Origin of the sequence: Asaia krungthepensis NRIC 0535 (assembly GCF_025995175.1) — a bacterium.
Taxonomy (GTDB): Bacteria; Pseudomonadota; Alphaproteobacteria; order Acetobacterales; family Acetobacteraceae; genus Asaia; species Asaia krungthepensis.
Genome location: NZ_BAPV01000012.1, coordinates 134,955 through 159,556 on the forward strand (window position 1 = coordinate 134,955; position 24,602 = coordinate 159,556).

Sequence of the window (24,602 nt, forward strand, 5' to 3'; positions counted from 1 at the left end):
GGCCTACACCAGTGTCAGAGAGATGTTCCCAGCCGCCATTGTGGGCACCTGCGCCATGGTCATCGTCACATAGCTTTGCGAGGCGGGGGCACTTGTGCCAATCGCTATGGAGACGATCCGCACCCATGACCCCAGCGCCGAGATGGCGCAGTTGAACTGGCTGGCAAATATCGAGCTGGCGATGGTAGGCCGCAAACCTGAGCTTCCACCCGATGCGAACTGCGCTAGGACGGCCGCCTGTATATCTGCGAGGGCCGTTGACGGGACATCCGCACCTGTCTTGAGCGTGACGGCGAGGTATATGGGCGTGGCGGCCGCAACATCGAAGTTGACCGTATAGACAGGCCCATTCCCGTTATAAGCTGGGGCAGGGTCTTGGACCTGCACGGTGGTGCCGCCAGCAAGACCACATCCCGGCCCTTTTTTCTGAATGATGGCCAGGCCGATATCGCTCGGGCTCCCCCCTGCAACGCAGCAATAAAGGCTGTATGCGGGCACAGACACGCCGTTATAGGTCACGGCGGACGAGGTGCCATTACTGTAGGTGTAGGCGTCCGTGACACCGCTGAGTTCAAGGAGGTTGCCCAGAACTGAGGCCGTTTGCCCGGCAGAGTTCGAAGCTACAGAATTGCCTCTCCGCTCTTCGAAAGCGATCCTGCTCTCCGCATCGGACCCGAGCACGCCTGGCGCACTATTGGAGATCGACGCCACGCCCGCCGTGTACTGATAGAGCGACAGTGCATTGGCTGAGCAGGCGAGGGGGCCAGTCTGGGTGTTTGCCACGGTAGCCGTCGCCGTCCCGCCTGCGGGGATCGTCACGTCAGACGTCAGGGCGTATTGATACGTTCCGTCCGTCGCGATGACGCTGCCGGAGGAGATCTGTTGCCCGGCTGTGCCGACGATGGATACAGCAACGCTTGTGGCCGTCGCTGGCACACGCGTCATGAAATAGATGTTGCCGATTGCGTCCTGCATCCGGCCAGAAGCGATCTTGGGGTCAACGCCGTTCGCTACCGCCAGGATGGCGTCATAGCAGTTGCCAATCGCCGCCGCCTCTGACGTGGCAATCTGGCCCTGAGGTGTGGACAGATCCTGATTGACGTTTCCGCCCATTGCGGCGCTGATATCGGTCAACGCACCCGTCAAAACGTCCAGTTCATCAGGCGCAACCACGCCTGCGCTCGTGATCGTGAGCGCCGGAATCGAGGTGGTGCCGCTAGAACTGGACATCGAGCGTTTCGCCTGTCGTCAGGGTGATTTGCATGATACCGGAGAGGCTCCGGTCGCCGCCCAGGCGCGACACGATGCACGAGGCATCTTGGACAAGCGGAACGGTGCGGGCGGCGGCTTCAGCAAGGCGCTGGAAGATCGGAACCGACTGCGGCTTGCCGAGGATCTGAGCCTGATACGGCAAGCCTTTTGACGTGTCGTAGTAGCACTCGCCCTGGAACACGCGGATCGCATTCGACACGTCCTGAAGCACCGAATAGGGCTCCGAACAGATTGCGATATTGCCCGAGCGATCGAGCACGAGATCCCATTCCGTGCGATCAAGCAGGAGGGATTGCATCGCCGGTTTCCTTGGGACTGGCCGGATTATCGGCAGACTATCGGTTTATGACATGCTGCTTGGCCAATGTACAGCAAAACAGGGTCACTGTGGCTTGCCGGTCGAGCCGCTGCCTGTCTGCACGCCCGTATGTGTATGATTGTCGAGGGAGATGCCGTTGCCGGTCACGTCTCCGGTGGCCGTGATCGTGCCATCAACCGTGAGGTTGCAGGCGATCTCAGCGGCGTTCGCTTCGATGCGAACAGTGCCCGGCGAGACGATCCGGATCCCGTCACCGTTCATGATGATGAACTGATTGGGCGCGCCGTTCAGAAACCCGCCCACATAGACGCAATCGCTCATGGAGTGCATCCGAAACGAGCCCGGGGCCGAGGGCTGGCGTGACGTGATGACGTTCTGAATATCGCGGCCCGACACCATGACGAAGCCGATATCTCCGACCATGGGGTCGATGATCAGCGCCGAGGTGCCGCCCTGCACACGCAGATAGGGAACGCCCGTTATGACGCCATGGGGGTACGTCATGCCTTGGCCGTCCTGCATGTGGACCATGGGTTGTACGTCCACCTGACCCACCAGCGACACACCGCCGCCGTGAACGGCTTTGACCTGGACGAGGATGGGCGTGCCCATGGAGCCGATCGCACGCTTGATGGCAGCATCGACTGCGGTGCCATTGGTCAGACCTGCAAAGGTGCTCTGGGGTGAGACGTGATCAACCATTGTACGAGATATTCCCTGCGTAATCGGTTCTCATCGCTTCTACGCGCGTAAACCATCGGCCATTCGGGATTTCGCTATCGAGTTCGTGCGTGACCATCTGCGCGACCCATGTGCCGTTGACCGGCATCGGCGCCACCTGTCCGGCCTGATTGTTTACCCAGGCAGCAGGCAGATACGCGCTGTCGATCGCGAAAGTGTTCATGAATTGCAGGCGGTGGTCGAACAGCGTGACGAGAGAGACGCCGTAATTGCTGTAGGCTGGATAGCCAATCATCCCTGTCTTGGCGCTGACCTTGGGGATCGTCTTGCCCTTCAGGTCCTGAAGATTGTTTGACCAGATCGTGACCTGGTAGGGGCTGGCTTGGCCCGTGGTCCCGATCATGGGAATGTCATAGATGAACCGATGCCCGTCCATGAGTTGATCGATCTGGTCTCTTACAGAGCCATGCACATAAGTTGGCCCGTTCGCACGCACGTTCACCCCATAATTGACGAACGAGTATCCTGCGTCGGAGGCTACCTGAGAAACCATGCTTGCAACGCTTGCGCCTGCCGGGAAAGAGTGCGGTGCGACGATATTCGTGTTTGGCCCGATGACATCATAAGAGACGATGTTGAAGGCGGGCTCCGGCGCTGTCGAAAAGTCAGCAAAAGCAGAGGAAATGATGCCATTGAAAATGGTCGTCATTCCGGCCTTATCGTCGCCAGCCTCGATCATGATGCTGTTTAGCGTGGTGCGCGTCAGATCGCTCAGGACGCCAGGAATCCGGGACGGCATGAGTGACATGCGGTTCATCAAGGGAAGCGGCAGATTGTAGATGCGAACGTTCGCCGCCGATCCCATGCGCAATCCAGCATTGGTCACGTCAACCTGGCACCGATAACCGGTGAGCTTTTCTTGATCGACCACGCCGCCCGCAGCCTGGCCGCCAGAGCGCACCGTGAATGTGATGTCGATTTTCTTCTTGGTGAAGCTGCGTGGCAAGCTGCCGCCATAACTCGCGTAGGAACTGAGCGAACCAGACATCACGCCCCCGAATAGAACAGGAACCAGCGGGTCCCGAAGCCTGAGTAATCAGGATCGTCGGAGCCTTGCAGGTCGATGAAAGCGAAGTCTCCGGGAAGGCCAAGATAGGCCGCTCTCACGATGTACGTGTCAGTCAGTGCAAGAGCGCCAGCCACCACTTGAACATCATTAAGCCAGACATTGAGATAGATGCCCGTCCGGCGTTGCTGCACGTCCAGACGGATGTTCTGGCCATCCAGCACGATGTTCAGCGTCTGGTAGGGGGTTGCTGTGAGTGGAATGACTCCGGTCATAGGCCTGATATCCGATCCATGATCCCGGCGAGGTCCGGCGCGCCGCTGGGGAGAGACTGAAGCTGCACCTGACCGGACTGAACCGGCACGGCGGCCGAGACTGATTGTGCGGAGGTGTTTTTATACCCCTGCGTCGCACCGCTTCGGATTTCTTGGAGCATGATCTCCGCCACGGGCATTGTGATGCCCTCACGTTCTGTTCGCCGGAAGCGATAGCCGACGATATTGGCGCTCATGTAGCTCCGCTCGGGCATGTGGATCTCATACAGGTTCGTGTCAGCAACGACCTGCTCAAGCGTGTCGAAAAAGCCCTTCCTGACGAAAGCTGGGCCTGATCCGGTAATTGCCCCCAAAACCTGCGTGAGCCCCGCCGAGATCGTTGTGCCGCTCTCGCTACCATCGCAAACGAGAAGGATGCGTGAGACGTATGGCATTTTGACTTTGTTGTACGATACGAAGCCGCCGTTTTCAGTCGGCCCGCTCGGCACCTGATAGACGACCTCATGTTCGACGCCGAGAACGTGCGCGCTTGTCAGTATCTGGGTGCCATTGAGGAATACACCCCATTGCGCCGCTGCACTGGTGATCTGCCAGTTCGCCACTTCTTGCCCAAGCAGATTGGATACAGATGCAGAGACGCGATTTCCAATGGACTGGCCGAGCAGGGCAGGCACGCCAGCCATGACCGGCACATCCCACACGGAGGGCAGGGGGATAACGGGGAAAGCCATCACTGAACTCCCGGCGCGTTTACGGCTGCCAACTGCTGGCGCATACTGTCATGGAAATCACGAGCGATACCCTTGGCGTCGGTCGCGTTGGTCGGAATGATCACGTCACCATGAAGATTGACGTTGTGCGTGGTGTTGTTCGTCGTCTTCGACACAGAGCCGGGGCTATCGCCAGCGGTCACAGACGCGGCCATTCTCGACACTCCGCCCGTGCCTATCGTTTTTGAGGCCTGCGCCATCTGATCTTTGAGGGCCGTGTGCGTGTCGATCAGCCGCTTGATTGCCGCGTCTTGCGCTGCCTTGGGGGCATCGTATCGCAGGACGGTGGAAGGGCGGCGATCTGGCGCAGCATCGACGTTCGTGGCGAGCTGCCCAGCCTGCGAAGCTCCTGCCTTCAGCACTGCCAAAGCGTAGTCTCGAGCGTCAGTCCCGAACCCGTCCGCCTTGCTGGTTCCGGTCTTTAGCCAGTCCGCCGCGCCTCCTGCGCCCTGATTATGGGCGTATCCGAGGGCCGCGAAGCGCTGAAGGTCTACCAGCTTGCCATATGCATCGCTACTTGAGCTCAAAACGGCGTTGTTACTGTCGGTGAAGGCGCGGAAGAAACGTTCCTGCATCGCATGGTCTGCAAGGAATGTCTCTCGTGTAGGCACGGGCTCGCGCAACCAGGCTGCGGCGTCTTTGATCGCACTCGATCCCATCTGATACTTGCCTGAGTACGCGCCGTTGTAGCCGCCGACCTTGGCGTAATCTCCGCCGCTTTCCTTCTCTGCTATCGTGCTGGCATAGAGATCGAATAGAGGCGACTTGCTGGCCACACCGCGGGAGTGAGTTCCTGTACGTCCCTCCGCTCGCATTTGTGCAAGGACATCAGCTTCGCCCTCGTTCGTCTTGCCGGGAGCCATCACTGCCGCACCCGCAGCAACAGCCAAACCCCAAGGGCCTAACCGAGCCAATACGCCGCGGCCGCCAAGCCCGCCCGCTGCAACGGCCTCTGGCAGAACGGCTGCCTCTCGGGCGGCCTTCAACTCGGCTATTGCGGCCCTCATAGCTTTGGCGTCGCCGCCGAACAGGCGCTTGATGATGTTAAGCCCAGCCATGCCCGCCAGGATGCCGCCAAGTCCGCCGAACGCCTTTGATAACTCTCCGACAGCAAGGGTGATCCCACCAATCGCGCCGGCGATATCCGGGTGATCGCGTTCAAGCTCAAGCAGGCGACGAACGACCTGATCCAGACCGGGCGCTAGCTTGGCGGTGAGGACATTCGTCAGATTTTCCGACTGCTGGGTGAGGATGTTCCAATCTTGATAAAGCTGCCTGGATGCCTCGGTTGCCGCCTTTGAGGGGGCGGGCATGTTCTTAAGCTGCCGTTGCAGATCCTCGAACTTCTTCGGGTCCATCAAAACCTGATTGATCATCCCCTCGCCAAAGTTCAGATCGCGCATGTAGCCAAGCGCAACCTGATTATTGATGTGGTTCTGATGAACGCTGCGGTTCAGTCTGGCGACGATATCGCCTTGGATATTGCCGCTCTTATCCATGAAGTCAGACACGCCGAGACGTGCGAAGGCTTGCGAGACCTTGGCAAGTTCCTGCGGGTCGGTCATGCGCTGCTGAAGCGTCCCGAACGCCTGAGTGACCTCGCCAAACGACCCGCCCGCCGCCTTGGCCGCTGTTTCGAGACGGTTCAGGCCAGCGGGATCCATATTGAGGCGCTGCGACATGTAATCGAGTTGCGCGTTCGCCTTGGTTGTGTCGCCAATGAACGCCTTAAGACTTTTCCCAGCCGTGAACACGGCGAACATAGCCAGCGCCTCGCGCCGAACGCCGGAGAAGAACGACGCGGCCTTGACCCCATCGCGCTCCATGCCCGACCCGGTGGCCTGGGCCTGCTTCTCGACTTCGCGCAACTGCTCGACCGACTTGCGCGCTTCGCCCGAGAACCCCTTCGTGTCCATGCCAAGCTGAATGACGAGGCGATCAATGATGGACATTTTCAGGGCTCCAAAACGAAAAAAGCCCCCAGGGCGAACCATGGGGGCGTCAGTCTGGCATCAGACCAGATCACAGTAGGGAGTTTGGTCAAACGGGGCAAGGAGAAGGGTGAGCGGCGTTGAATGTTACTTAGAGCTGCCCGTGGAGCCGAAAAGGTAGCCTAACGCGAGGCCAATAATGCCAGTTATCATGGCTGCGAACTTGAAGAAATCGTCGTTTTTACCGTCCGCGCCCCTGAGGCATAGGAATGATAGAGCTAGAAGCACAAAGCACAGCATGATGACGATCGCGGCAACATTCCCGGGCTTTTCCGTTCGCGATCCAAGAAAGTGTCCAATCCATCCTTGCTCCGCCCATAGAGTTTTTTGTGCATGGGCGTGCTGGGATTCTTGCAAAGCCAAGTCATCAGGTGGCTTGATTTGTGGACTCGCACGCCGTGCATCCTCCGCAGTGACAAGCGTGCGTTGAGTATCGCCAGCGGGATGCTGCGCCTCGGTCGGTTTATGACGGGGTTCGAGCAAGCGCTTCAAAATATGCTTGAGTTTTATCTTCGGGTATTTCCGACAATCCCTCCTTGATAGCCTGGTCCCAAGGAGATCCAGGCTCGTGCGTCATCGCAGAGAGATTGATTGCATTAATCCCGATGTATTTCTCCCACACAATATCAAGCACTTCGTAGAAGGCTTCACACGCTGAATTTACTACATAAGGTTTCATCTCGCCTGACACTGGGTCATGCTCTGAGATGTATCTATTGACACTCGACGAACCAAAACACTTCAAATCGTCATAGATTAACGGCACCACAGGACCGAAACGCCACGGCTCGAACGAGATATCTATCGCTCGGGTGCCATGCATAGCAAGGTGCCAACCATTCAGATAGAACATCAGCTTCTGAATTTTCATAGGCGACATATCTGAACGAGCTTCCTTGAAGCCTCTCTGCAACAAGGAGTTGGCGACATGGCGCGCCTTAAATGCTGCCATCATACACCCCCTTCACGCGGGGATTATGGTTGAACACGTTGGACATGCTCTTTCCTCCGGCTAGGGTTCAAACATGATCAGCGTTCGCACAAACGCGAACACACCTCGCACGTCGAGGGCCGCGTCGCTTGTTTCCGATCTATCGCTGATATGGGCGTATGTTTCCATTTTGGCAAATGAATTCACTGATTCGAATTGGACAAAATAGCAACATCGTTGGAAATGCAGGTTTTCACGCGGCTAACGGAACTCCTGCGCCCCGCCTGCCTTGAGTCATCTCACCTCTGGAAAACGACGATGACAAACAAGCCGAACCCAGCCAAGCCGGGGAGCGACGAGCCATTTGAGCCATATCCCGACAAGAGCCCGCAGCAGGACGACGCGCCCGAGCACCCTGATCATCCCGAGGACGGAGGGAAGCCCGCATGACCTCGAAACCGACACCGACATACGATCCCAGCCATCCGGCGCCTGAGCCCAAGCCGGGCGAGAACGTGCCGCTTCCGGATGCGCCCGAGAACCCGACGAACTAAACCAAAACGCAAAACGCCCCCGCGGATGACGCGGGGGCGAATGTCTACCACAGACGCCTCACGATAGCGTGAGGAACGGGGTGGGGCAAGAATTACGCGAGAGCAGGGCGCTTCCTCTGCACCGGCGTCAACGTTTCTCGCCCCATGAGCGCCGCCTCCTTGTGAACGGCGACCGAGGCGACCACGAAGCCGAGGCAGCACGTCGCAAACGCGTCTATCTCGATCTCCTGTGGCTTCGCGGTTGGCTTCAGCGATCGCGTTCTCGGGTCAATATCGCGTTCTGGCCAGAGTAGCCGCAGCCGTCCGCCGCAGTTCTGCACTTGATAGACTTGCTCCGCGCCGCCAGCCGAGACGACATAGAGCCCTTCCTCGACAAAGCCCGCCACGTCCTGCCAGATCACATAGTCGCCCCGGCGCAGCGTCGGGAATAGCCCCATGTGATCGATCCGCTTGACGTGGTTGTTCGAGCCCGCCGCACCCGCAAGTGACAGTGCGCTCATGACGCTGCCTCCTTCGGGCGGGAGAAAGGGACGGGGGCGCTCTTGCCGGGCGCGATATAGGTGCCGAGCAGAATGCGAAGCTGAGAGAGGCCTTTCTGCGTGATCATCGGTTGTCCCACGCCTTCGACGTAGCCGGTCCGCTTGACCTCGACGTTTTTGACCTCGATCAGCCCTGCCTTCACCTTGTCAGCATAAGCTAGCTTCCGACCGCTGACGGTGTGGGAGTAGAGCCACTTGAGCTCCATCAGTCGAGAAATGAAGATCTTCTCAGGCCAGCCGCACTGTTGAGCCGCGCTGCGAAGGTTATGCACCCCATCGAGTGTTGCAAGCTTGTCCAGGGCTTCGGCTTTGGGCGCGAGAACAGCATTCTCCCCCGCCAGGCGCTCGCGCTCCTGCTCAGCATGAGCCGCCGCAAGGAGGGCTTGGGCGTAGGTTTTGGGGAGGGCGGGGGCATAGGCCTCACCACGTTCGTAAGCGTCGAAGCGCTCGATGATCTCGATCGTGACCGCCGTCGCCTCGTCTGTCTCCGATTTGGCGGTGATGAAGATCGCCTGCTTCTTGTTGAGGTAGTATTCCTTTGCATTGCCTCCCTTTATGACCCTCCCCACCGTGGGGAGGGTGCCGAGCTTTTCTAAATTCTCTATGTGGCGCTTGATGAGGTCGCGAATTTTTACGGGCTTCGCGAAGCCCAAGCGGCCGGCAAGATCGATATCCAGAATGCGCGCTTCGCCGTCCCGCATATGAGGCGTGATGGCGCTGGCAATTACAGGCGCGTTTGTGCTATCTGCGGTCATCGCAGTGTCCTTTCAGGGGCATTGTTCAGAGGCGTCGGAATTGCTGCCAGGCTGGTCCGACGCCTTTTCTGTTTGGAGAATATTCCGCAAAATCGAAGTCAGCTCTCCGTTTGCAGATCTGTCATTCTGTGCTGCACGAACCTTTAGTGCCCGTAACAGCGCACGATCGACACGGATTGTGAGAGATGCTGTGTCTGCCATATGCTCCTCGTGTGTGCGCCTATTATGAGCGCACACCCTTCTTACGGTGCGCCCAAAATGGATGCAAGTGGAATGTGCGCCTAAAATGGATTATTGCGTGGGAATGTCTGAAGAACGTCTTTCTGTCTCGATTCGCATGACGCGAGATCTCACGCAGCGCCTGAAGCAGGCCGCGAACGACCGCTCGCACTCGATGAACGCCGAGATCGTTCAGAGGCTGGAGGCTTCGTTTTCGGACGATAGCGCCCCTATGGCGCCAGAAGAGTTGGATGAATCGTATCTAGATGCTGCCGAAATGTACATAATATCGGCAGACGACGAGGCAGTTATGAAATTGCTAGGAAAGCGATTCACCTACCGGCGCAAGTAAAACTGCGCAGACACGCTCAACATACCTCTAGATGGCACAATTACACGCGGGCGTTCTACGAAAGTAACCGGGCCGACCTTGTGTATGAAGCGCAAGGAATGAACTACAATTCCCCAAACTCCTGGTGAATGTAGAATCTCAGTCATCAAAGTGGCTCTAAGCCCTATTTTTTGTTATTTTTCTCTAAAAATCTTGCGATGCACTCGGCTTCGTATCTTCTTGGGAGACTGCATTTCCATTGCCTCAAAGGAAGAGCGGCTTTTAACAAACTATTTTGCCGTTCTATCTCGGACTGAATACTCTGGTTTGTACTGTCAGGATGAAAAACACGCATGTGTTGTAGCTTGTCGATTGCAGCGTCTATGTCTTCTATGGGGATGAAGTCCACGAAAGAATAATCGTTGTTGGGAGGTATTAATTTGCCCCACTCCGTGATCTTCTCCAGAAATGTTTTTCGGCGTGCCATAGTTCTTGTTTTACCGCATGGAAGCCAGAGGTGTAATCATTACCTCTGATACTTCGTCTTTGGCCAAATCATAGTGGCAGGAGATGCGCGACCGCTCTTTGCCGCCAAATTTGTTAGGCACTAAGGCGTGATCCTCGATCAAAACGATCCCCAGGGCCTTAATATCGTCGCCAGCGAAGTAGGAAGAAAAGGGATAAATGCCGAAGCCCTTTTGCCACTCCGGCGGCCCGTATTCAGCCGTTTCATTGGCTTTGATCTTGCACGAGGCGCGGTAGAAAGAGACTTTGCGGTTATGCTCTATTAGATCTTCTGCGCTCTTGCACACGTGCCAATCACTTTCGCAGGTCTCGTGCGCATCCCCGCCATCCGCAGCAGTCGGGGGCTGGTCGCTCTTATTGAGCTCGTAAGCGCCACAAAGAGCTGCCAACAATACGACCAAGGACACGGAGCGCTTCGACATGCTGGAGCTATACCACACAACAGGCTAACAGACTCAAGTCCTAGGCGCGCAGACGGTCGCCCCGACCTTCGTTGTGGTGAAGTATCTGAATTGAGGAGAGGGTTATGATTGAATGGATGGATAGAGACTATCAGCGCAAGCTACTGACCGAAATGGCCGCTGCGTACACCAATTCTATAAAGTTTAGCAGTGGGGGAGAAGACGGACTTGACACTCTATTTTTGCATAGAAACGTGAGCTATCTTATCGATAGTGGTTTATGCACATCTGCTAATGATGGTGGCTTCAATATATCGAACCGTAAGCATTTCTATGATTTGAAAATCACAACAAGAGGCCTCGACTTCCTCCAAGATGACGGCGGCCTGAGCGCGATCCAGAACGTGGTCACGGTACGCTTTGAGGCGGACACGCTGAGGGCGCTCATCGCCGCCAAGATCGACGCCAGTTCTGAGCCTGAGGAAAAGAAGGCCGAAGCGAAGAAGCGTCTGTTGGGCCTGAAAGAGGAAGGGCTGAAGGCTGCTGTGGGTAAGGTAGTTGAGCTCGGCCTTGGTAATATCCCAGCTGTCGCGTCCTGGTTTCTCTCCTTCAACTGAATCCGTTGACGGGACTCGATCCGGTGCGCTGAGGTCGGGGGATGAGCGACGCAACTGAGAAGAAGCTTCAAGACATCTATGACCGGGCCGCATCTGGGCAACCGGTCATAGCGTTCGATTTCGACCAGACAATGCAGGTCGCTTTTACCCCCGAAGGAGGAGTAGTGCTCGATTGCCCTTGTGGGGCTCTTGGTGGCACTGACCTGGCAACAGTGGTTCGGGTTTCTCTAACGCCGGCAGCAGCAGGAAAGCTTGCGGTCGATCTTCAGAAAGCGGCGCAAAGTCTGGACATAGACTGGCAAGCTCTTGCCAAAACGCGGCGCTTGGATTGACGCCGATCTGACGTTTATCAGATTGCATCTTCACCCTCCATTATAGTCCCGCACCATCCCGATCTCCATGAGGTCAAGCATGTCCTCGGTGTCGTAGATGGTGCTGAGTTCGTGCAGCGTGGCGAGGCCCGACCCGACCACATAAGCGATCGGGCGGGACACGTTCACACAGCGGGCTGGGGTTTGTCGCTTGCCGCCTGAGGCACCAGCATTTGCACGAGCGGGGAAATGAGGTACGCGGCGGCTTTGAAAAAACCCAGGTGCATCCGGAACGCCTCCGCTTGCAGGCGGGGCAGCGTCTCGGGATCTTCCAGATCGGCATCGATGATCTGACCACGCGAGCCCGGGTTTGCCGGGTCACGCTGGATCTTCACCGTTGCCATGAGGGCATCAAGCGCCTTGTCGGCGGCCTCGTCCTCGAGTTGACCGAACATGGCCTGAGCCATGCCCCCCAACCCCGACAGGCCGATCTCCATCGCATCCGGGGGCAGGGCCATACCCGCCCGGGTCAGCGCTTTGACCAGATGCCGCGCCCATTTGTCGGCCTGCATGGCAGGCATACGGGTGATCACGAATACCTTGCCCGCGTCCTCGCCGTCAGGGATCGTGTAAGTCGTTTCTCGTAGCGCCATCAGATACCAACGGGATAGACCCGCTCCCAACGAATGGTGAACTGGCGCTCTTCGAGCAGGCGTCCGGCGCTCGGCAGGGGGGAGGCCGAAACGAGATAGCCGGTCACGAGCGTGTATTTGCGTCCCAGCCCCGGAAGCGTGATCTCGCCGCCGAGGCTGTAAAGGGTGCGCGCGCCAGCCTGAGATGTGGAGATGCCCTCGAACATGATGCAGCTATCGGAATTTGGCTGAAGGCCCAGCGTCATTTCGACCGGGTTCGGCACCCAGCCGGCGTTTAGCTTGCCGTCGATCGACATGCGGGTTTCGGCCTGCTCGATCGCGGCGGCCTCCCACGCACGATCTGCCGACCAGTTTTCGAGGCGTACCGGTGCATTGAACAGCGTCTGCACCGTGAGCATGAAGATGGCGTCAGCCGAAGTGATAAAGGACATCAGATGACCTCACGGGATAGAAGGGTGATCATTTGGACGGACTGGCCGTCCGCATAGGCGAACTTGGACGCCGGAATGGTGCGGGCCGCACGGTTGGCAGACGTGGCCGTGGAAGCGCCGGGCTGCTCGTAATAGCCCTGGTTCACAATTGCGTCGGCAGCGCCATCCACGCCGAAGAAGCGATTGATGGCGAGCTTCTGGCTGTCGCTGATCGCAACACCGGTCTGGATCGCGCCGTAGCTGAGCGCCTGACTGATGACCGACTTGCGCCCGGCCGAGATAATCGCATCGCCCTGCGTATTGAACGGTACGTTGCCGAAATTCGTCAGCGTCGAGGCGTCGGCATACTGCAAGAGCGCATTGATCCAGATCTGGTTGATGTAGCTGTCTGCCCACAGGAAAGGACCGGATACGCTGCCGTTATAGACCCAGTTGAACGACCCGGCGCGCCCGCTGAACTGGCCGTACCAGTTGTATCCGTTAGCGAGCAGGATCTGCGCCGTTGCCGCGCTGTAGGTGGCAGGAGTGACCTGGCCGTTCGAGGTGAAGGCGAGGTTATGGCGCCCGTCCACCTGATCGAAATTCAGGGCAGCCATCCAGCCCAGAAAAGCGCCCGCCGCAGCCGGGTCCATGTAAACGGGAGAAGTGCCGGTGAGGTCCTGCGCGACCAGCCACGCGCCAAAACTCGCCGTGCTGCCCTGCGTCGATGCAGCCGGGTCAGTATCCCAGGGGACGTACCAGTATTTCGCATTCTGCGCTCCGGTCCATGTGGCGAAACCCTGCTTCTCGGTCAGGGAAGGCTCGAACGCCGTGCTGAAGCCGGTCCACTGAAGCGAGGCGGCGGCCATCTTGTCCATGAAGGTGGCCGGAGTATCGGTGCCATCCACGAAGCCAGCGAAATACAGCGTGGCTGGGAGCTGGAAGGCGTTGTCGTAACCCGTGAAATAGGCCGCCGCCATCTTGTATTCGTTCGTGCCGGTGCCGAAAGCCACGCCCACGTCGGCAAGCGTCGTGAACGCCTTCACTGTGCCGTCAGGGATAGCCGTGACGTTCGTCGTAAGGATCAGGCCATTGAGAAAATCGAGAGTGCCGTTTGCCGGGATTGTGCCCGGCACGACCGACACGACGAGGGAGATAGGTGTTCCGACCGCCACGGGCGTTCACTCCTTGGGTGAGGGGAAAGAGGCATCGACCTCGCGGAGATCGACGGTGATGTACTCTGCAAATTGCTGAGGGGTCGAGACGGTGAAGTTGACCTGGAATTTCAGATCCGCCGTCCAGTTGTCCTCGTATTGCTTGTCGCTGTTGATGAAGCCGGTCTGACGCGGCTCCGAGGCGTAGAGAGGGGCCATGGCGCCGCCTGTGGCGTTGCGCAGCCAGTCCGCTGCGTACATGTCCCGCCAGAGGGAGACGACACGCTGCACGGCCTCGCCAGACACCGAACCGAAGGCCGATACCTGGACCGTGCATTCCATCGGCTCGACCACTTCACGCGTCGTGCTGGTGTAGCGTGATGCGTTGGTAGCGATGCGCCGGCGAAAGAGCGGCGTGAAGACGATGAAAGGGCCGGGCGGGGCTGCCACCCGGTTAAGCTGTCCCTGCATGACCTGCACACCATTCGGCACGACCGTCAGGAGCCAGGACCGGAGCGCGGTGTTTATCTCTCGATCGGTCGGAGAGAGCGTCACATGGGACAGGGGGCCGCTGTCTGCCGGGTCACAATCACTTTGGACCATTCGCCGAAACCCCATTCCTCGACCGGCTGCGTCACGAGCCAGTCAGAGCCGTAGAAATTGAGAAGATCGCCGCCAACTTGCAGCGGACGGGAAAGCCCTTTGAGGCCGCCCCGGATATAGACGGCGCGCATATCAGCCTGCTGGTTGATACTGGCCACATGCTCGAGGTCACCCGCCGAGACCGCCTGAATGTCGGCCTCCACGGTGAGGGTGAACGTCTTGGGCGTGACCGATCCGTCAGGCTCGATGGTTTGCCCGTCCGAGCACGTCACCGTAACCGTGGTGGCGGGGTTGACGATCCCCAGCGCGCCAGAGGCGATGCCGAACACGTCAATCATCGGACACCTCGTGACTGACTGAGCCAAGCATGAGCCCCGTGTCCACAAGCGGCTTGCTTGCAGTCTCCATGTTCACCGACTTGAGTGTGCCTGTGCGTTTGGAGGACGCCAGACGGGCTTCAAGGGTTCTTTCCGAGATTGGCGCGAAGCTGCCTTCTCTTATGCTGGTTCTGATCTGGTCATCGATTATTTCGCCCACGAAATCCAAGGATTGATGCACGTCATAATCTGTCGCTTTGAGCGAGCTTGCGAGAGCCTTACCCCAGCCGCTCTGGTGATCGTTGATCGTTTGCCGCATGAAAGGGCGCGGGGGCGAGGTCGCGGTTCCGAACTCGTTCCATTGTGCAACCTGCGCGACGCTGGTTTTGGCGGCGTCGGGGTATGTCCTACCGTCGATAAACCCCGCCTCGACAGTGCCGCCACGCGCCACCTTCTTTGCGAGGTCATCCAGAGCCTTGCGCAGCTTGTCGCCGCCCCTGAGTACCTGCTTTGCCATCAGGGCCAGCTCCTTGCGCGTGCGGAGCGTCCAGGAACGAACCGCATCTGTCTGAGATAGATCGTCGCCTGCCAGAACATGAGGCCATATTGCGTCTGGGCGAACCATGACTGATTGGCCGCAGTTGATCCGGTGTCGAACGAGACTGAGACACTGCCACGAGTGGCCGAGGCCAGCCGTCCGACGCTATCGGCCCCACGCCCGCCCTGGGACTGGGGCAGGAACAGGAACGCGATATGGGCCGTCAGCAGGTAGAGCAGACGCGTTCGCTTGGTCACGTCCGGCTCGAGGCTGTAGGCACTGTTATCGAGAATGGCGGTTGCCATATCGAACCGGGCCTGAGCGGCGGCCTCCGTGACCGAGGACGCCAATTCAGGATAGGCCGCTGACCACGCCGCATAGTCGAACGTGACAACGCCCGGTTGCGGCGTGGTGTCGGTCATCGGGTCGCGGTCTCCGCTTCCATACCCTTGCGCTTCAGATCCCCAGGGCTGACGCCCTCGAACCCGGTCTTTTCGGTCGCAAACTCGCGGGCCTTCGCATCGGCGGCACGCTCGGTCACTTCCGAAAAGACGCAATGGTTTTTCACGAGGTCGCTGTCCTTGTGCTGGGCGAGCCAGGTGTCCCAGAACGATTTCTCGACCTGCGTTCGCCCGACACGACCCAGCAGGACATTATCCTTGGGGTGGTAGTCCGGCGCACGGTTGGCACCGTTGACGGTGACGCTCTTGACGTAGCCGACCGGGCTGCGGTCGGGCGTGCCAGCCTCGCTGAGTTTGGCGCGGCGCTCTACATCGCCCACGGGGGTAATGCGCAGTTCCAAGCCATGGGGGAGGCGGCAGAGAACGGTGACGGTATCAGCCATGATCAGATCCCCACCATCTGCGCGACAGCCATGGGACGCTTCCAGATCGTGCCCCAGCCGCCACGGCTCATCTTCTGGCGCGCGTTGGTCGAATACTGCTCGATGCGGTGCATCGTCAGCTTTTCGGTGAAGGCGGTCGAAACCGTCTCAACGCCGTCGATCTCGGGAGCGAACATCTGCATGACATTGGCGCTGGTGTAGCCGCCGGACATGGTGACGCCTGCTTCCGGCAGGAACACGATCTCCATGTTCGGCCATGACTTCTTCAGCATGTCCTCAAGGGTGATGCCGAAGCTGTTTGTGTAGGTCATGACTGCCGACAGTTCAGACGGCACGACCACCTTGAGGCGCGTCTGATTGTCGATGTTGCCCATCAGCGCCTTGTTGAGCGCCGCGAACAGATTCACGAAGTCCTGATAGACGGCGTTCGGATCGCTGGTGCTCAGCCATGACGTGGCCGTGCCGCTCTTGAGCGATGCGGTGATGGCGGCAGGCAGGGCCGGGTCATTCAACGCACCGTAGTTCTCTAGGCCGGAGACGCCGAACAGGTTGATGAGGTTCTGCTGCTTGGAGAGGACCGACACGCCAGCCGTGCGCTGCTCAGCTACCCACGGGATGCTTGCCGTGCCCATCATTTCCGACTCAAGGTCGCCGTACTTGGCCCAGGTCTGGAAGTGGAAGGACTGGCGCGACACCCAGTTGGCGTTTGCGCTGCTGTCGCCGCCTTCCTCGAAGTCGCCAAAGGCCACGGCGTAGCCCGAGGACTCGATGACCGGGAACATGACGGTCTTGTTGGTCCGGTCGCCCTTCTTCTCCGAGCCGTAAATCTCTTCGGATTTGGTCGGAGTGATGAGCTGGCGGATAAGCTGCGGATCGACGGTCGTGTTCAGGATCGCCGGGATGCCGCTGTTCGGGGCGGTTACGGCACCGAACATGGGAGCAGCGTCGAGCGCCACGCCCTTTTCGTCGGTGTAATGCGTGACGCCGCGAAGGTTGATGCCCCAATCCATCGCAAGGCGAGTGGCCTCAGCGCGAAACGATGCCATTATTCGTTGCTCCCGGAGATCGGCGCAACGGCGCCGGAGATGATGATGGTTGCGCCAGCAGCGCCGCCCTGCGTGACGACGAAGCCCGTAGCGACAGTGCCGCTCGGAGCCGAGCCAGCCGCACCCGTCTGAAGGCTGCCGTCAGTGGTCGAGGCATAGACGGACTGACCTGCCGTCGCTGCGGTCGAGGCAACGGCGAAGTAGTCGCCGCCCGACATGAGCTGCACGTTGAAGCCGCTCGGCAGGAGCATCGTGCTCTCGGCCAGATAGGCGGTGATGAGGGCCTGCTGATCGCGCAGAACGAAGCCCGTGGGGGCCTCGGAGCCGACCGGCTTGTTGAGCACGGTCACGCCGTCAGCCTGCACCCAGCCGAACGCGCCGACCGCCACGCCAGCCGAGCCAGCGCGGAAGCCGAGCGAGCCGGGGATGGCCGAACGGCGGGGATTTGCCGAGGCAATGCCGCCAGGGAAGCCGACCGCCCAGTTGTAATTGATCTTGTTGGGGAAACCCATCGGTCAGGCTCCTTATGCCTTGATGCGAGCAGACTTGCCCGCAATCGGGGAATCAGTGGCAACGGCGCTGTCGGCGGCCATGCGGCGAGGGGCCGCCTGACGCTGCGTGACGACACGCCAGATCGCGGCCAGACCAGCGGCATCGGAAACGCCGTCAAAGGCCACACCCTGATCAGCGAGCGCATAGCGATAGACCGACGCGGCACTGTCCATGCCATGCACGTCGCCCACAACCGGGCGGACGGCATCGAGGGCCACGCGCAGGGCCGCGGTCTTCTGTTCCTGCTTGGCTACGGCGCGGGCGGCTTCATCACGAGCCATGCGGCGCGCGTCGGCAAGCGAGATCATGCGGGGAGCGGCATCAGCGGCCTTGCGGTCGTCCTTGTCGTCCTCTTCACCGTCCTCGGCAGTGTCGTCGTCGTCATCGTCCGTGTCGTCAGAGTCTTCGGCCTTGCGGTCCTTGTCCTCCTCTTCCTCGTCCTCGGCTTCCTTGCGGTCGTCCTCTTCCTCGTCCATGCACTTCTTCACGTCCTCTTCCGAGGCATCGAGTGCGAGGCGACCGGCCTTCAGAGCGGCTGAAACCTTCGCCGCCGGTGACATGGGCTTGTGTCCAGCCATGCTCTTTCTCTCCAATGTGGGGGATGCGCTGTCGCCGATGATGGCGGTGTCAACGCGGGGTTTCTCGACCAGGGCGAGATGGTTGAAGCGGATATTGACCATCTTCAGGCTGTATTCCTGCCCGTTGATGGACCCGCTTTCAGGGACGATATCGTAGGCATATCCAGCGGATACGCTGCGCTTGGAGCCGTCCTGAATTCGTGCGATTGCGTCACCGTCCCAGATCGACAATTCGCCAATCAGATCGGGCGCATCGAATGAGACGTTGTTGACTGCGCCCACCGTGATTTCGCGAGGGTGAGTGTCGGCACTGATCGGCTGGTGGATCTCAATCAGCGGCTTGCCATTCATGCTCGCTGCGGCATCGCGCAGGGCATCGGCATCGCGATAGACCTGATACAGCACGTCAGGCTTGAGCCCGAGACGTTCGGCGTCCTTGATCTCGCTGCCCCAATAGGGCGAGACTACCGCTGCGCTGAGAATGCACCGCTCGACGTGTAGATGGCCGTCATCATCGACCCGTCGAACGGATCGGTCGAAGGCCATGACCTGCTTTGTCATCAGTCATCAAATCCTGGGATGATCGGCTTGGAAACGCACCGGCAATTCGGCTCGGAGCCGGGGAAAATCCACTGCCCGTCGATGTAGGCACCCTTATCGAGCCGGTAGCGCAGCTTGTCGCGTCCCGCCTTGACGTGGCTCTCTCGCGGGTGCTTGCCGCCGTGTGAATGCTGCCAGATCGCTTCCGTGATCCCAAGCCCCATCTGACGGGTGCGGGTCATGGCCTCGCCCACCTTGCGGTTCTGGTCGCGGGCGATGAAGGCAGCGCGCCGATGCGTGATACCGTATCGCTGCTTGAGGTCCGCCGTCAGGGTCCCGAGATCGCCGCCAGCCAGAGCCGACCGCATTACAGCCCCCTCGATCTGCGAGAGATACTGTTCAGGGATCGACTTGATCAGCGTCACGTTCTCGGCTGCCGAGAGAGCCGCCGTCTGCTTCATTGCCTGCGTCGGCTTGAACTTGATCGCAAACCCGTTGCGCTGCAGGTCGAGGCTCAACTGCCGATCTGCGTGGCCCTGAGCCTGCCTCACGAAGCGACGGGCCAACTCGTCTGCCACCTCGTTAAACCGGGTCCGCCACCGCGCTGTGAGCTTGTTCATGATGCCCTGAAGCACCGAGGCAGGGGAGGCGTCCTGCGCCACCTGCGGCTCAATCTTGCGGTAGTTCGCCTTGACCCAGTAATCGACGCTCGCCGCCATTTCCTCGACCAGATCAGTCAGGGCCTTGCGATAAGCGGCTTCCACTCCGGCGTTCGGGCGCTGCGGGGCGAGTGTTCGCCCTTTCGCGCTGTCGCACCGGAGTTTCGTCACTCTTCGCCCTCCGCCTTGCTCAGCAGACCCGACATGCTGCCGTCATCCAGATCGTCGTCTGGCTTTTCGGGCGCGGGGCCTGTCAGGTTCACGTTGCGATAGATGCTGGTGTCGTCCGTCGCCTCGCGTTCGCGGGCCTCGTCAGGCGATATCTTGCCCGAGACGATGTTCACGGCATCGGTGTCCGCCTTCAGCTTCTCGACCTCGGCAGCCTGCTTCTCGTCCATCTGCCAGAGGTGAACGAACTCGTAATCAATATCCGGGTCGATATCGCCCCAGAGATGGATCTGAACGAGGTTGAACATCCACCGCAGCGTGGGCTCGATCTGGTCCGCCTGCCATGCCGCTATCTCGTCGTAGAAGACGCGGATTTCGCCGTCAGACGAGGCGTTCAGGCCGGTAGGCTGGATGCCGAACAGCTTCACCAGCGGGATGCCGGGGATGGACGCCATGGCCTCCATGGCCTGCGCCAGTAGCTCGTTCAGGCCGCCAAGCGGTGTGGCGAGGATCTTGGCGTCCTCTTTCTCCTTGTCCGCTACAATCGTGTCCTGCCCATCCGAGATGGACTGAAGCAGATTGGCGCGCCCGGTCAGCGAACCCGGATTGATATCGCCATAGTCCGCGTGCTGCGGCGTGGCCATATTCCCGAACATGTCGGTCAGCAGGACCAGCTTCGAGAAGTTGGCCGCAATGCTCGACACGCTGTTGCGCAGGCGCAGGAAGTTGTGAACGTAGGTCTTGAGCTGTTGGGTGAGCGACAGGCCGCCGAAGTTGAAGGCAGGAGCAAGCATCTGCGAGACGGGGAAGGGCACCATGCTCTTCATGCGGGACGAATGGACCCGCGAACCCTGGACCCACCAGACAGAGGGCTTGTAGAAGTCATCACGCAGCGGCGTATCGGCGTTGTAATTGGCCGGGGTCGTCCAGATCGGCTCTACGTTCGCAAATCTGCGAAGGGCGCCCTTGGCCATGCCGGTCTTGTTGACGCGCAGGGGCTTTTCCTGATCCGTCGCTCCATAACCGAGATCACCAACATCAGCCCAGACGTGGCCAATGCCGTAGCCGAGGCCGTGCCGGATCTGTTCGCGGATGACCTCGCGGATGCTGAATGACTTGAAGGCCGTCTCGATCTCGGAAATGCGCTTGGCTGCGGCTTTGTCGTCGCCCGGCGTGGCAGTCTGCTTCTCGCTGCGAAATCTAATCCACTCGCGGGTGCACTCTTTGACCAGCACATCGACCGGCTTACGGAATTCGGCCCGCTGCATCATCTGGGCAAGATATGGATAGCCCTGGAAACTCAGGCCGTCGGCTATGTAGCCTTCGATGATCCCAATGTTCTCGCCAACCCACGCGCCAAATCCGGCGGGAAGGGACATGGCATCGTCCATCGCGATATCGGCGCCACGCACGCCAGCCGGGGGCTGGTAGGGCTGGAACGACTGTGCGGCCGCCTCGACCCGCGCCAGTTCGGCAAGGTGAGCCTCCTGAGCAAACCCAGCGAACGAAATGCGCGGCTCTTTTCTCTCGGCAGGACGCGGCTCTACTCGCACTGCCGGTGGTGCGGCCTTGCGGGTAAACCAAGCTGCCATGAATGGGCCTATCGTCTGCGGTTGGGGAGGGCGTTGAATGCGGAGAAGTCGGGAGCCTTGCGGCGGTTCTGGATCAAGGGCGATAGGGCATAGCGCAGGGCGTCGATGCCGTGGTTCCACTTATCCTCGAGCTTGGGTAGGATCAGGCGCGCGTCTCGGGGATCGACCTTGTAGGAATACATGCGGAATTCCTTGGCGATCTGCTCGCACCGTGGATGCACCACGATCTTGCGAAACGCCTTGATGCGCTCGATACCGTCTTCAACGCTGCCTTTCCATTTCTCGGCCGGCATGATGCGAAAGCGATGCCGGTTTGCCATGTAGCTGATCGTCTCTGGCCTCGCGCAGTCGGCCAGGATCGGCCAGTCACGCGACCCCGGCACCCGATCAAACAGGGATGGCAATTCATCCATTTCGACACCGAGACCGAACGCTTCCTGATCGACGTAAAGCACGTCATCATCAATGAATGCCCGGATGAGCGCCGTTGGATCTTGTGAGAAGCCCCAGTCGGCCCCGAAATAGAGCCGGGCATCATCCGGCGTCTCAAATTCCTCGAACGATACGCTATGACGGAACACCACCGCCTCGCTGATCGTCCTGCACTCTCCTTCCCAGACATGCTCGTAAGCCTCCGGGTCGTGCCTGAGCAGCAGTTGCCGTTCGGCGTTCAGTTCAGGCGGGAACCACGGGTTATCCTGCCAGCCGACCTTGCGGACCAGCGCGCCGTCCTCGTCCTGCAGCATCAGCATAAGCCGGTGCATGGGGTCGTCGTCGTGCTCAGGATTGTAGGTGAACCAGAGTTCGGATCCGGCCTTTCGGATCGTCGGGATCAGGATATCGAGTGACGACTGGCTGACCGTCTGGCCTTCCTCGACCCAGCAAATATCAACGCCTTCTGTCGACTTGATGCCCTGGATATTGCGGGCCAGGCCTTTGAACAGAAACTCCGCGCCCGCCTTGGATGAGATGCTCGTTTCCTGCACCTTAAACCATGGCGTCAGGCCCAGAGCCTCGATCTGGTCGGCCAAGAGCCGCTTGACCGAATCATTGATGGAGTTCTGGAACTCACGAACGCACAAGACCCGGATCGGTCTGGTTGCAGCCAAGGCCACAAGAACGCGCGCTACGGTCCATGATTTCGACGAGCCGCGCCCGCCGTACCAGACCCGGTAACGATACCCGCGCCCGAAATCACCGAACGCAGGCGGGATTTCAATTCTCGTCTGGCTCATCTCTTGATTGGAAAGGCGCGATCACCAGCGTCGGCATCTGCAACGGCGCTCCATCCACCCCCGTCAGTTCCTGCGTCACCTTTTCGCCGTAGACTTTCGGGGCGCGCTTGCTCATGACCCATTGCATCGTGGTGATATGGACTTTCCTAGCCGCCGCATCCTCAGGAGTAGCGCCCCGTGCCGCGTCAATAATTTCGTCTTCAAAGGCCTCTGCCGCACGCGCACGAGCGCGCGCATACTTGCTGCGGAAATCTTCGTTCGTCGGTGCCTCAAGCCACTCGAAAACGGTGCGCTGTCCAGGCATTCCAGGATCGCGGCAGATCTGCCGCAAGCTTTCGCCGTCCATTATCCGGTCGCAAATCTCATCGGCGATTGCCGCCGAATATGACGAGGGCCGCCCAGCTACCTTTCCCGGTCGCTTCGCCATCCGTCTTCTCTCGCCTGTATCTGCATCTCACGCGCCACGAATGACGCCACCTGATCGGCAACAACGAGCGCCACTTTTCCGATGCGCTCTTGTTGGCCTGCCATCCTGATCATCTCAGGCGCGCATCGCACGACACACTCGCCACGGATGCCCAGACGGAAAGCCTGCACCCAATGGAGCGGCATGTCTGAGCGGTGCCGGTTCGCAGGATCTGCAAGGATTATGCACCCGGCAGCGTCGTCGCCATTGACCGCCACCACAATAAATCGGGCATCATTCACGCGCAGTACGTCGCCCCTCTCCAATCGAACCGACCGAGGGAGCATAACGAACCGCGCATTTCTGGAAGCTTATCCAGATCTACCGCGCGGTTTGGCCAATGTACAGCGTTATTTGCGGACGGCAACTCTGCCGTCTTTCTGCATCTTGCGGGCGGCCTTGTACGCGCCCGGCAGGATCTGAAGCAATTGTACGGCGCGCTGTCGGATAGCCTTGTTTGCAGTGGTTGTGTCCGCCGCAGGGAGCAGATCGCGGGCAATAGCTGCGAAGGAATGATCATGGTGCAGGAGACGAACGAGCAAACCGTGCGCGGGATTGCCCAGGATTTCGCGCACTATCGCTACCCTCTCGCCCGCAATGCCGCGTGAGACCGCGAATGTGATGGCGTCACCCTTCACGTAATCGGCGCCCATCGGCTCGCGCATGAAATCCGCATAGCCAAACCCGGCGAATTCGTAATCGTTGCGCCAGCGCTCGGCCATGGTTTCGCCTTCGCTGTCGATATCGCCAGATTGTCGCAGCGAGAATAGATTTCGACACCTTTTGCGAGCGTCGTGAGCGCCAAAATAATCGTCCTTGGCCATCCGCTCGATTGTCGCGACGAGCCCCGTTTCGAGCCTCGGGGGCGAAGGGCGTTTGACCGTCTTCGGCCTCGCCATTTGAGCAACAGTTTCGTGGATTTTTGGGGCTGTCGTCATACCCGAATTATCGCAGAAACCGCCCCCGAGGTACAACGAAAAGCGCTCACCCTCCGCAAGTATCAAGCGCGAATTGCTCAGTATTCTCGGCTTGCTGCTACGGAAAGCTCTAGCCGCTTAATACCGGTTACGAAGCCGATGCGCCTTGATGATCCGTGAACTCAACTGGAGAATGCAGGCGAGGCTGAAGAGGCTGGCGGCCATGTAGAGCATCGCCTCGGTGCTATAATCGACCTCGATCTCCATCGCTCGCAAGCTGACGATCACGAGGCAGACGGAGAACAGTGCTATGGCAGGGATCTGATTTTTGGGCATTTTTATGATCCTGATTTTGTATCGGTAATCTGCGTTAATTTGTTCGCAGATTGCAATCAAAATCGGCCATGGCTTTGACGATTTCCGTGTGGCGTATCGGCGTGCTGGCGAGGTCGCGCCAGATGGGGAAGGGGAGGCGGTCTAAGTTCGCTCGATGAGCGTCGGCATAGCGTCACTCCGGCAGATCGAATTCTGCCTCAACACTACCGTCAGGTGCGGCTCCGGTGTAATACCCGGTAAGTATAAGCCCCCTACTTGATCCGGTTACTACATCGCCATCATTTAATTGCAATGTTATAGCACTACTGGAGGCACTATCCACACATGTGGCGTTTTGGCCTTGATGTGAGAGAAATCCTACCGAATATTTATCGATGAAAACTTTATCCCCGCCCATCAACCGACACTCGGTTCCAATGCGCTTTGCGTTCCGCAAA

The 24,602-nt window shown here is 59.3% G+C and carries 34 protein-coding genes; 3 read left to right on the plus strand and 31 right to left on the minus strand.

The genetic code is table 11. The annotated features are described in order from the left end of the window. Positions 1-3 precede the first annotated feature (3 nt). The 11 genes from AA0535_RS08375 to AA0535_RS15765 form a co-directional block, all read right to left on the minus strand. Positions 4-1,230, minus strand: coding sequence for a baseplate J/gp47 family protein (locus tag AA0535_RS08375; protein WP_264815512.1), 1,227 nt, complete (start codon positions 1,228-1,230; stop codon positions 4-6). Continuing rightward, a complete protein-coding gene (locus tag AA0535_RS08380) occupies positions 1,217-1,570 on the minus strand; it encodes a hypothetical protein (protein ID WP_264815513.1) in 354 nt (117 codons plus the stop codon). The genes AA0535_RS08375 and AA0535_RS08380 overlap by 14 nt, the downstream gene beginning before the upstream one ends. An 84-nt stretch (positions 1,571-1,654) precedes the next feature. Beyond that, positions 1,655-2,293, minus strand: coding sequence for a Gp138 family membrane-puncturing spike protein (locus AA0535_RS08385; protein WP_264815514.1), 639 nt, complete (start codon positions 2,291-2,293; stop codon positions 1,655-1,657). After that, a complete protein-coding gene (locus tag AA0535_RS08390; RefSeq protein WP_264815515.1) occupies positions 2,286-3,320 on the minus strand; it encodes a baseplate hub protein in 1,035 nt (344 codons plus the stop codon). Before AA0535_RS08390 ends, AA0535_RS08385 begins: the two co-directional genes overlap by 8 nt. Beyond that, positions 3,320-3,613, minus strand: coding sequence for a phage baseplate plug family protein (locus AA0535_RS08395; protein ID WP_264815516.1), 294 nt, complete (start codon positions 3,611-3,613; stop codon positions 3,320-3,322). Before AA0535_RS08395 ends, AA0535_RS08390 begins: the two co-directional genes overlap by 1 nt. Next, positions 3,610-4,344: a hypothetical protein gene (locus AA0535_RS08400; RefSeq protein WP_264815517.1), complete on the minus strand. Its 735-nt coding sequence runs from the start codon at positions 4,342-4,344 to the stop codon at positions 3,610-3,612. The genes AA0535_RS08395 and AA0535_RS08400 overlap by 4 nt, the downstream gene beginning before the upstream one ends. Beyond that, positions 4,344-6,251 carry a hypothetical protein gene (locus AA0535_RS08405; RefSeq protein ID WP_264815518.1) on the minus strand — a complete coding sequence of 636 codons (1,908 nt, stop codon included), beginning with the start codon at positions 6,249-6,251 and terminating at the stop codon, positions 4,344-4,346. The genes AA0535_RS08400 and AA0535_RS08405 overlap by 1 nt, the downstream gene beginning before the upstream one ends. 586 nt (positions 6,252-6,837) lie before the next feature. After that, on the minus strand, positions 6,838-7,329 hold the full coding sequence (locus tag AA0535_RS08410) for a Panacea domain-containing protein (RefSeq protein WP_264815519.1): 492 nt from the start codon (positions 7,327-7,329) through the stop codon (positions 6,838-6,840). 622 nt (positions 7,330-7,951) lie between these two features. Continuing rightward, complete coding sequence (locus AA0535_RS08415; RefSeq protein ID WP_264815520.1) at positions 7,952-8,359, minus strand: hypothetical protein; 408 nt, start codon at positions 8,357-8,359, stop codon at positions 7,952-7,954. Beyond that, the gene (locus AA0535_RS08420; protein ID WP_264815521.1) at positions 8,356-9,153 is read right to left on the minus strand and encodes a phage regulatory protein/antirepressor Ant; all 798 of its coding nucleotides are present in this window, start codon (positions 9,151-9,153) and stop codon (positions 8,356-8,358) included. The genes AA0535_RS08415 and AA0535_RS08420 overlap by 4 nt, the downstream gene beginning before the upstream one ends. Before the next feature lie 12 nt (positions 9,154-9,165). Beyond that, positions 9,166-9,354 carry a FitA-like ribbon-helix-helix domain-containing protein gene (locus AA0535_RS15765; RefSeq protein WP_373319301.1) on the minus strand — a complete coding sequence of 63 codons (189 nt, stop codon included), beginning with the start codon at positions 9,352-9,354 and terminating at the stop codon, positions 9,166-9,168. Between the two features lie 103 nt (positions 9,355-9,457). Here AA0535_RS15765 and AA0535_RS08425 point away from each other — a divergent pair, with 103 nt between their 5' ends. Next, on the plus strand, positions 9,458-9,724 hold the full coding sequence (locus tag AA0535_RS08425) for an Arc family DNA-binding protein (protein ID WP_264815522.1): 267 nt from the start codon (positions 9,458-9,460) through the stop codon (positions 9,722-9,724). Between the two features lie 476 nt (positions 9,725-10,200). Here AA0535_RS08425 and AA0535_RS08430 read toward each other — a convergent pair whose 3' ends face one another. Continuing rightward, the gene (locus AA0535_RS08430) at positions 10,201-10,650 is read right to left on the minus strand and encodes a hypothetical protein (protein ID WP_264815523.1); all 450 of its coding nucleotides are present in this window, start codon (positions 10,648-10,650) and stop codon (positions 10,201-10,203) included. Between the two features lie 104 nt (positions 10,651-10,754). On the opposite strand from AA0535_RS08430, the gene AA0535_RS08435 reads away from it, so the two are divergent. Continuing rightward, positions 10,755-11,246 (plus strand): hypothetical protein, encoded by a 492-nt coding sequence (locus AA0535_RS08435; RefSeq protein WP_264815524.1) that lies wholly within the window; start codon positions 10,755-10,757, stop codon positions 11,244-11,246. A gap of 41 nt (positions 11,247-11,287) precedes the next feature. Next, positions 11,288-11,578 carry a hypothetical protein gene (locus tag AA0535_RS08440; protein WP_264815525.1) on the plus strand — a complete coding sequence of 97 codons (291 nt, stop codon included), beginning with the start codon at positions 11,288-11,290 and terminating at the stop codon, positions 11,576-11,578. Positions 11,579-11,608: 30 nt separating this feature from the next. On the opposite strand, the gene AA0535_RS08445 is transcribed toward AA0535_RS08440, so the two are convergent. The 19 genes from AA0535_RS08445 to AA0535_RS08535 all read right to left on the minus strand — a co-directional run bounded on the left by AA0535_RS08445 (position 11,609) and on the right by AA0535_RS08535 (position 24,165). Continuing rightward, positions 11,609-11,740, minus strand: a complete 132-nt coding sequence (locus AA0535_RS08445) for a hypothetical protein (RefSeq protein WP_255424149.1) — start codon at positions 11,738-11,740, stop codon at positions 11,609-11,611. Between the two features lie 2 nt (positions 11,741-11,742). After that, positions 11,743-12,210 (minus strand): phage tail assembly chaperone, encoded by a 468-nt coding sequence (locus AA0535_RS08450; protein WP_264815526.1) that lies wholly within the window; start codon positions 12,208-12,210, stop codon positions 11,743-11,745. After that, positions 12,210-12,641, minus strand: a complete 432-nt coding sequence (locus AA0535_RS08455) for a phage tail fiber protein (RefSeq protein ID WP_264815527.1) — start codon at positions 12,639-12,641, stop codon at positions 12,210-12,212. Before AA0535_RS08455 ends, AA0535_RS08450 begins: the two co-directional genes overlap by 1 nt. After that, the gene (locus AA0535_RS08460) at positions 12,641-13,795 is read right to left on the minus strand and encodes a DUF3383 domain-containing protein (RefSeq protein ID WP_264815529.1); all 1,155 of its coding nucleotides are present in this window, start codon (positions 13,793-13,795) and stop codon (positions 12,641-12,643) included. Before AA0535_RS08460 ends, AA0535_RS08455 begins: the two co-directional genes overlap by 1 nt. Before the next feature lie 6 nt (positions 13,796-13,801). Next, positions 13,802-14,377 carry a phage neck terminator protein gene (locus AA0535_RS08465; protein WP_264815530.1) on the minus strand — a complete coding sequence of 192 codons (576 nt, stop codon included), beginning with the start codon at positions 14,375-14,377 and terminating at the stop codon, positions 13,802-13,804. Next, positions 14,326-14,715, minus strand: a complete 390-nt coding sequence (locus AA0535_RS08470) for a hypothetical protein (protein ID WP_264815531.1) — start codon at positions 14,713-14,715, stop codon at positions 14,326-14,328. The genes AA0535_RS08465 and AA0535_RS08470 overlap by 52 nt, the downstream gene beginning before the upstream one ends. Next, positions 14,708-15,211 (minus strand): hypothetical protein, encoded by a 504-nt coding sequence (locus AA0535_RS08475; protein ID WP_264815532.1) that lies wholly within the window; start codon positions 15,209-15,211, stop codon positions 14,708-14,710. Before AA0535_RS08475 ends, AA0535_RS08470 begins: the two co-directional genes overlap by 8 nt. Beyond that, positions 15,211-15,654, minus strand: a complete 444-nt coding sequence (locus tag AA0535_RS08480) for a DUF4054 domain-containing protein (protein ID WP_264815533.1) — start codon at positions 15,652-15,654, stop codon at positions 15,211-15,213. Before AA0535_RS08480 ends, AA0535_RS08475 begins: the two co-directional genes overlap by 1 nt. Then, the gene (locus AA0535_RS08485; protein WP_264815534.1) at positions 15,651-16,076 is read right to left on the minus strand and encodes a hypothetical protein; all 426 of its coding nucleotides are present in this window, start codon (positions 16,074-16,076) and stop codon (positions 15,651-15,653) included. Before AA0535_RS08485 ends, AA0535_RS08480 begins: the two co-directional genes overlap by 4 nt. A 2-nt stretch (positions 16,077-16,078) precedes the next feature. Then, complete coding sequence (locus AA0535_RS08490; protein WP_264815535.1) at positions 16,079-17,122, minus strand: DUF2184 domain-containing protein; 1,044 nt, start codon at positions 17,120-17,122, stop codon at positions 16,079-16,081. Beyond that, positions 17,122-17,634 carry a structural cement protein Gp24 gene (locus AA0535_RS08495; protein WP_264815537.1) on the minus strand — a complete coding sequence of 171 codons (513 nt, stop codon included), beginning with the start codon at positions 17,632-17,634 and terminating at the stop codon, positions 17,122-17,124. Before AA0535_RS08495 ends, AA0535_RS08490 begins: the two co-directional genes overlap by 1 nt. 12 nt (positions 17,635-17,646) lie before the next feature. Next, positions 17,647-18,813 (minus strand): DUF2213 domain-containing protein, encoded by a 1,167-nt coding sequence (locus AA0535_RS08500; protein WP_264815539.1) that lies wholly within the window; start codon positions 18,811-18,813, stop codon positions 17,647-17,649. Continuing rightward, positions 18,813-19,622: a phage head morphogenesis protein gene (locus AA0535_RS08505; protein ID WP_264815540.1), complete on the minus strand. Its 810-nt coding sequence runs from the start codon at positions 19,620-19,622 to the stop codon at positions 18,813-18,815. Before AA0535_RS08505 ends, AA0535_RS08500 begins: the two co-directional genes overlap by 1 nt. Further along, complete coding sequence (locus tag AA0535_RS08510; RefSeq protein WP_264815541.1) at positions 19,619-20,998, minus strand: phage portal protein; 1,380 nt, start codon at positions 20,996-20,998, stop codon at positions 19,619-19,621. The genes AA0535_RS08505 and AA0535_RS08510 overlap by 4 nt, the downstream gene beginning before the upstream one ends. A 221-nt stretch (positions 20,999-21,219) precedes the next feature. Next, positions 21,220-22,446, minus strand: coding sequence for a PBSX family phage terminase large subunit (locus AA0535_RS08515; protein ID WP_264815542.1), 1,227 nt, complete (start codon positions 22,444-22,446; stop codon positions 21,220-21,222). Further along, the gene (locus AA0535_RS08520; RefSeq protein ID WP_264815543.1) at positions 22,427-22,873 is read right to left on the minus strand and encodes a terminase small subunit-like protein; all 447 of its coding nucleotides are present in this window, start codon (positions 22,871-22,873) and stop codon (positions 22,427-22,429) included. The genes AA0535_RS08515 and AA0535_RS08520 overlap by 20 nt, the downstream gene beginning before the upstream one ends. Then, positions 22,849-23,154 carry a hypothetical protein gene (locus AA0535_RS08525; RefSeq protein WP_264815544.1) on the minus strand — a complete coding sequence of 102 codons (306 nt, stop codon included), beginning with the start codon at positions 23,152-23,154 and terminating at the stop codon, positions 22,849-22,851. The genes AA0535_RS08520 and AA0535_RS08525 overlap by 25 nt, the downstream gene beginning before the upstream one ends. 108 nt (positions 23,155-23,262) lie before the next feature. Then, a complete protein-coding gene (locus AA0535_RS08530) occupies positions 23,263-23,811 on the minus strand; it encodes a hypothetical protein (RefSeq protein ID WP_264815545.1) in 549 nt (182 codons plus the stop codon). A gap of 156 nt (positions 23,812-23,967) precedes the next feature. Next, the gene (locus AA0535_RS08535; RefSeq protein ID WP_264815546.1) at positions 23,968-24,165 is read right to left on the minus strand and encodes a hypothetical protein; all 198 of its coding nucleotides are present in this window, start codon (positions 24,163-24,165) and stop codon (positions 23,968-23,970) included. Between the last annotated feature and the right edge of the window lie 437 nt (positions 24,166-24,602).

Bases quoted from the DNA above. Each gene is read 5' to 3' on its own strand.
- AA0535_RS08375 (WP_264815512.1), bottom strand. From the start codon at position 1,230: ATGTCCAGTTCTAGCGGCACCACCTCGATTCCGGCGCTCACGATCACG.
- AA0535_RS08380 (WP_264815513.1), bottom strand. From the start codon at position 1,570: ATGCAATCCCTCCTGCTTGATCGCACGGAATGGGATCTCGTGCTCGAT.
- AA0535_RS08385 (WP_264815514.1), bottom strand. From the start codon at position 2,293: ATGGTTGATCACGTCTCACCCCAGAGCACCTTTGCAGGTCTGACCAAT.
- AA0535_RS08390 (WP_264815515.1), bottom strand. From the start codon at position 3,320: ATGTCTGGTTCGCTCAGTTCCTACGCGAGTTATGGCGGCAGCTTGCCA.
- AA0535_RS08395 (WP_264815516.1), bottom strand. From the start codon at position 3,613: ATGACCGGAGTCATTCCACTCACAGCAACCCCCTACCAGACGCTGAAC.
- AA0535_RS08400 (WP_264815517.1), bottom strand. From the start codon at position 4,344: ATGGCTTTCCCCGTTATCCCCCTGCCCTCCGTGTGGGATGTGCCGGTC.
- AA0535_RS08410 (WP_264815519.1), bottom strand. From the start codon at position 7,329: ATGATGGCAGCATTTAAGGCGCGCCATGTCGCCAACTCCTTGTTGCAG.
- AA0535_RS08415 (WP_264815520.1), bottom strand. From the start codon at position 8,359: ATGAGCGCACTGTCACTTGCGGGTGCGGCGGGCTCGAACAACCACGTC.
- AA0535_RS08420 (WP_264815521.1), bottom strand. From the start codon at position 9,153: ATGACCGCAGATAGCACAAACGCGCCTGTAATTGCCAGCGCCATCACG.
- AA0535_RS15765 (WP_373319301.1), bottom strand. From the start codon at position 9,354: ATGGCAGACACAGCATCTCTCACAATCCGTGTCGATCGTGCGCTGTTA.
- AA0535_RS08425 (WP_264815522.1), top strand. From the start codon at position 9,458: ATGTCTGAAGAACGTCTTTCTGTCTCGATTCGCATGACGCGAGATCTC.
- AA0535_RS08430 (WP_264815523.1), bottom strand. From the start codon at position 10,650: ATGTCGAAGCGCTCCGTGTCCTTGGTCGTATTGTTGGCAGCTCTTTGT.
- AA0535_RS08435 (WP_264815524.1), top strand. From the start codon at position 10,755: ATGATTGAATGGATGGATAGAGACTATCAGCGCAAGCTACTGACCGAA.
- AA0535_RS08440 (WP_264815525.1), top strand. From the start codon at position 11,288: ATGAGCGACGCAACTGAGAAGAAGCTTCAAGACATCTATGACCGGGCC.
- AA0535_RS08450 (WP_264815526.1), bottom strand. From the start codon at position 12,210: ATGGCGCTACGAGAAACGACTTACACGATCCCTGACGGCGAGGACGCG.
- AA0535_RS08455 (WP_264815527.1), bottom strand. From the start codon at position 12,641: ATGTCCTTTATCACTTCGGCTGACGCCATCTTCATGCTCACGGTGCAG.
- AA0535_RS08465 (WP_264815530.1), bottom strand. From the start codon at position 14,377: ATGGTCCAAAGTGATTGTGACCCGGCAGACAGCGGCCCCCTGTCCCAT.
- AA0535_RS08470 (WP_264815531.1), bottom strand. From the start codon at position 14,715: ATGATTGACGTGTTCGGCATCGCCTCTGGCGCGCTGGGGATCGTCAAC.
- AA0535_RS08475 (WP_264815532.1), bottom strand. From the start codon at position 15,211: ATGGCAAAGCAGGTACTCAGGGGCGGCGACAAGCTGCGCAAGGCTCTG.
- AA0535_RS08480 (WP_264815533.1), bottom strand. From the start codon at position 15,654: ATGACCGACACCACGCCGCAACCGGGCGTTGTCACGTTCGACTATGCG.
- AA0535_RS08485 (WP_264815534.1), bottom strand. From the start codon at position 16,076: ATGGCTGATACCGTCACCGTTCTCTGCCGCCTCCCCCATGGCTTGGAA.
- AA0535_RS08490 (WP_264815535.1), bottom strand. From the start codon at position 17,122: ATGGCATCGTTTCGCGCTGAGGCCACTCGCCTTGCGATGGATTGGGGC.
- AA0535_RS08495 (WP_264815537.1), bottom strand. From the start codon at position 17,634: ATGGGTTTCCCCAACAAGATCAATTACAACTGGGCGGTCGGCTTCCCT.
- AA0535_RS08500 (WP_264815539.1), bottom strand. From the start codon at position 18,813: ATGACAAAGCAGGTCATGGCCTTCGACCGATCCGTTCGACGGGTCGAT.
- AA0535_RS08510 (WP_264815541.1), bottom strand. From the start codon at position 20,998: ATGTCCCTTCCCGCCGGATTTGGCGCGTGGGTTGGCGAGAACATTGGG.
- AA0535_RS08515 (WP_264815542.1), bottom strand. From the start codon at position 22,446: ATGAGCCAGACGAGAATTGAAATCCCGCCTGCGTTCGGTGATTTCGGG.
- AA0535_RS08520 (WP_264815543.1), bottom strand. From the start codon at position 22,873: ATGGCGAAGCGACCGGGAAAGGTAGCTGGGCGGCCCTCGTCATATTCG.
- AA0535_RS08530 (WP_264815545.1), bottom strand. From the start codon at position 23,811: ATGGCGAGGCCGAAGACGGTCAAACGCCCTTCGCCCCCGAGGCTCGAA.
- AA0535_RS08535 (WP_264815546.1), bottom strand. From the start codon at position 24,165: ATGCCCAAAAATCAGATCCCTGCCATAGCACTGTTCTCCGTCTGCCTC.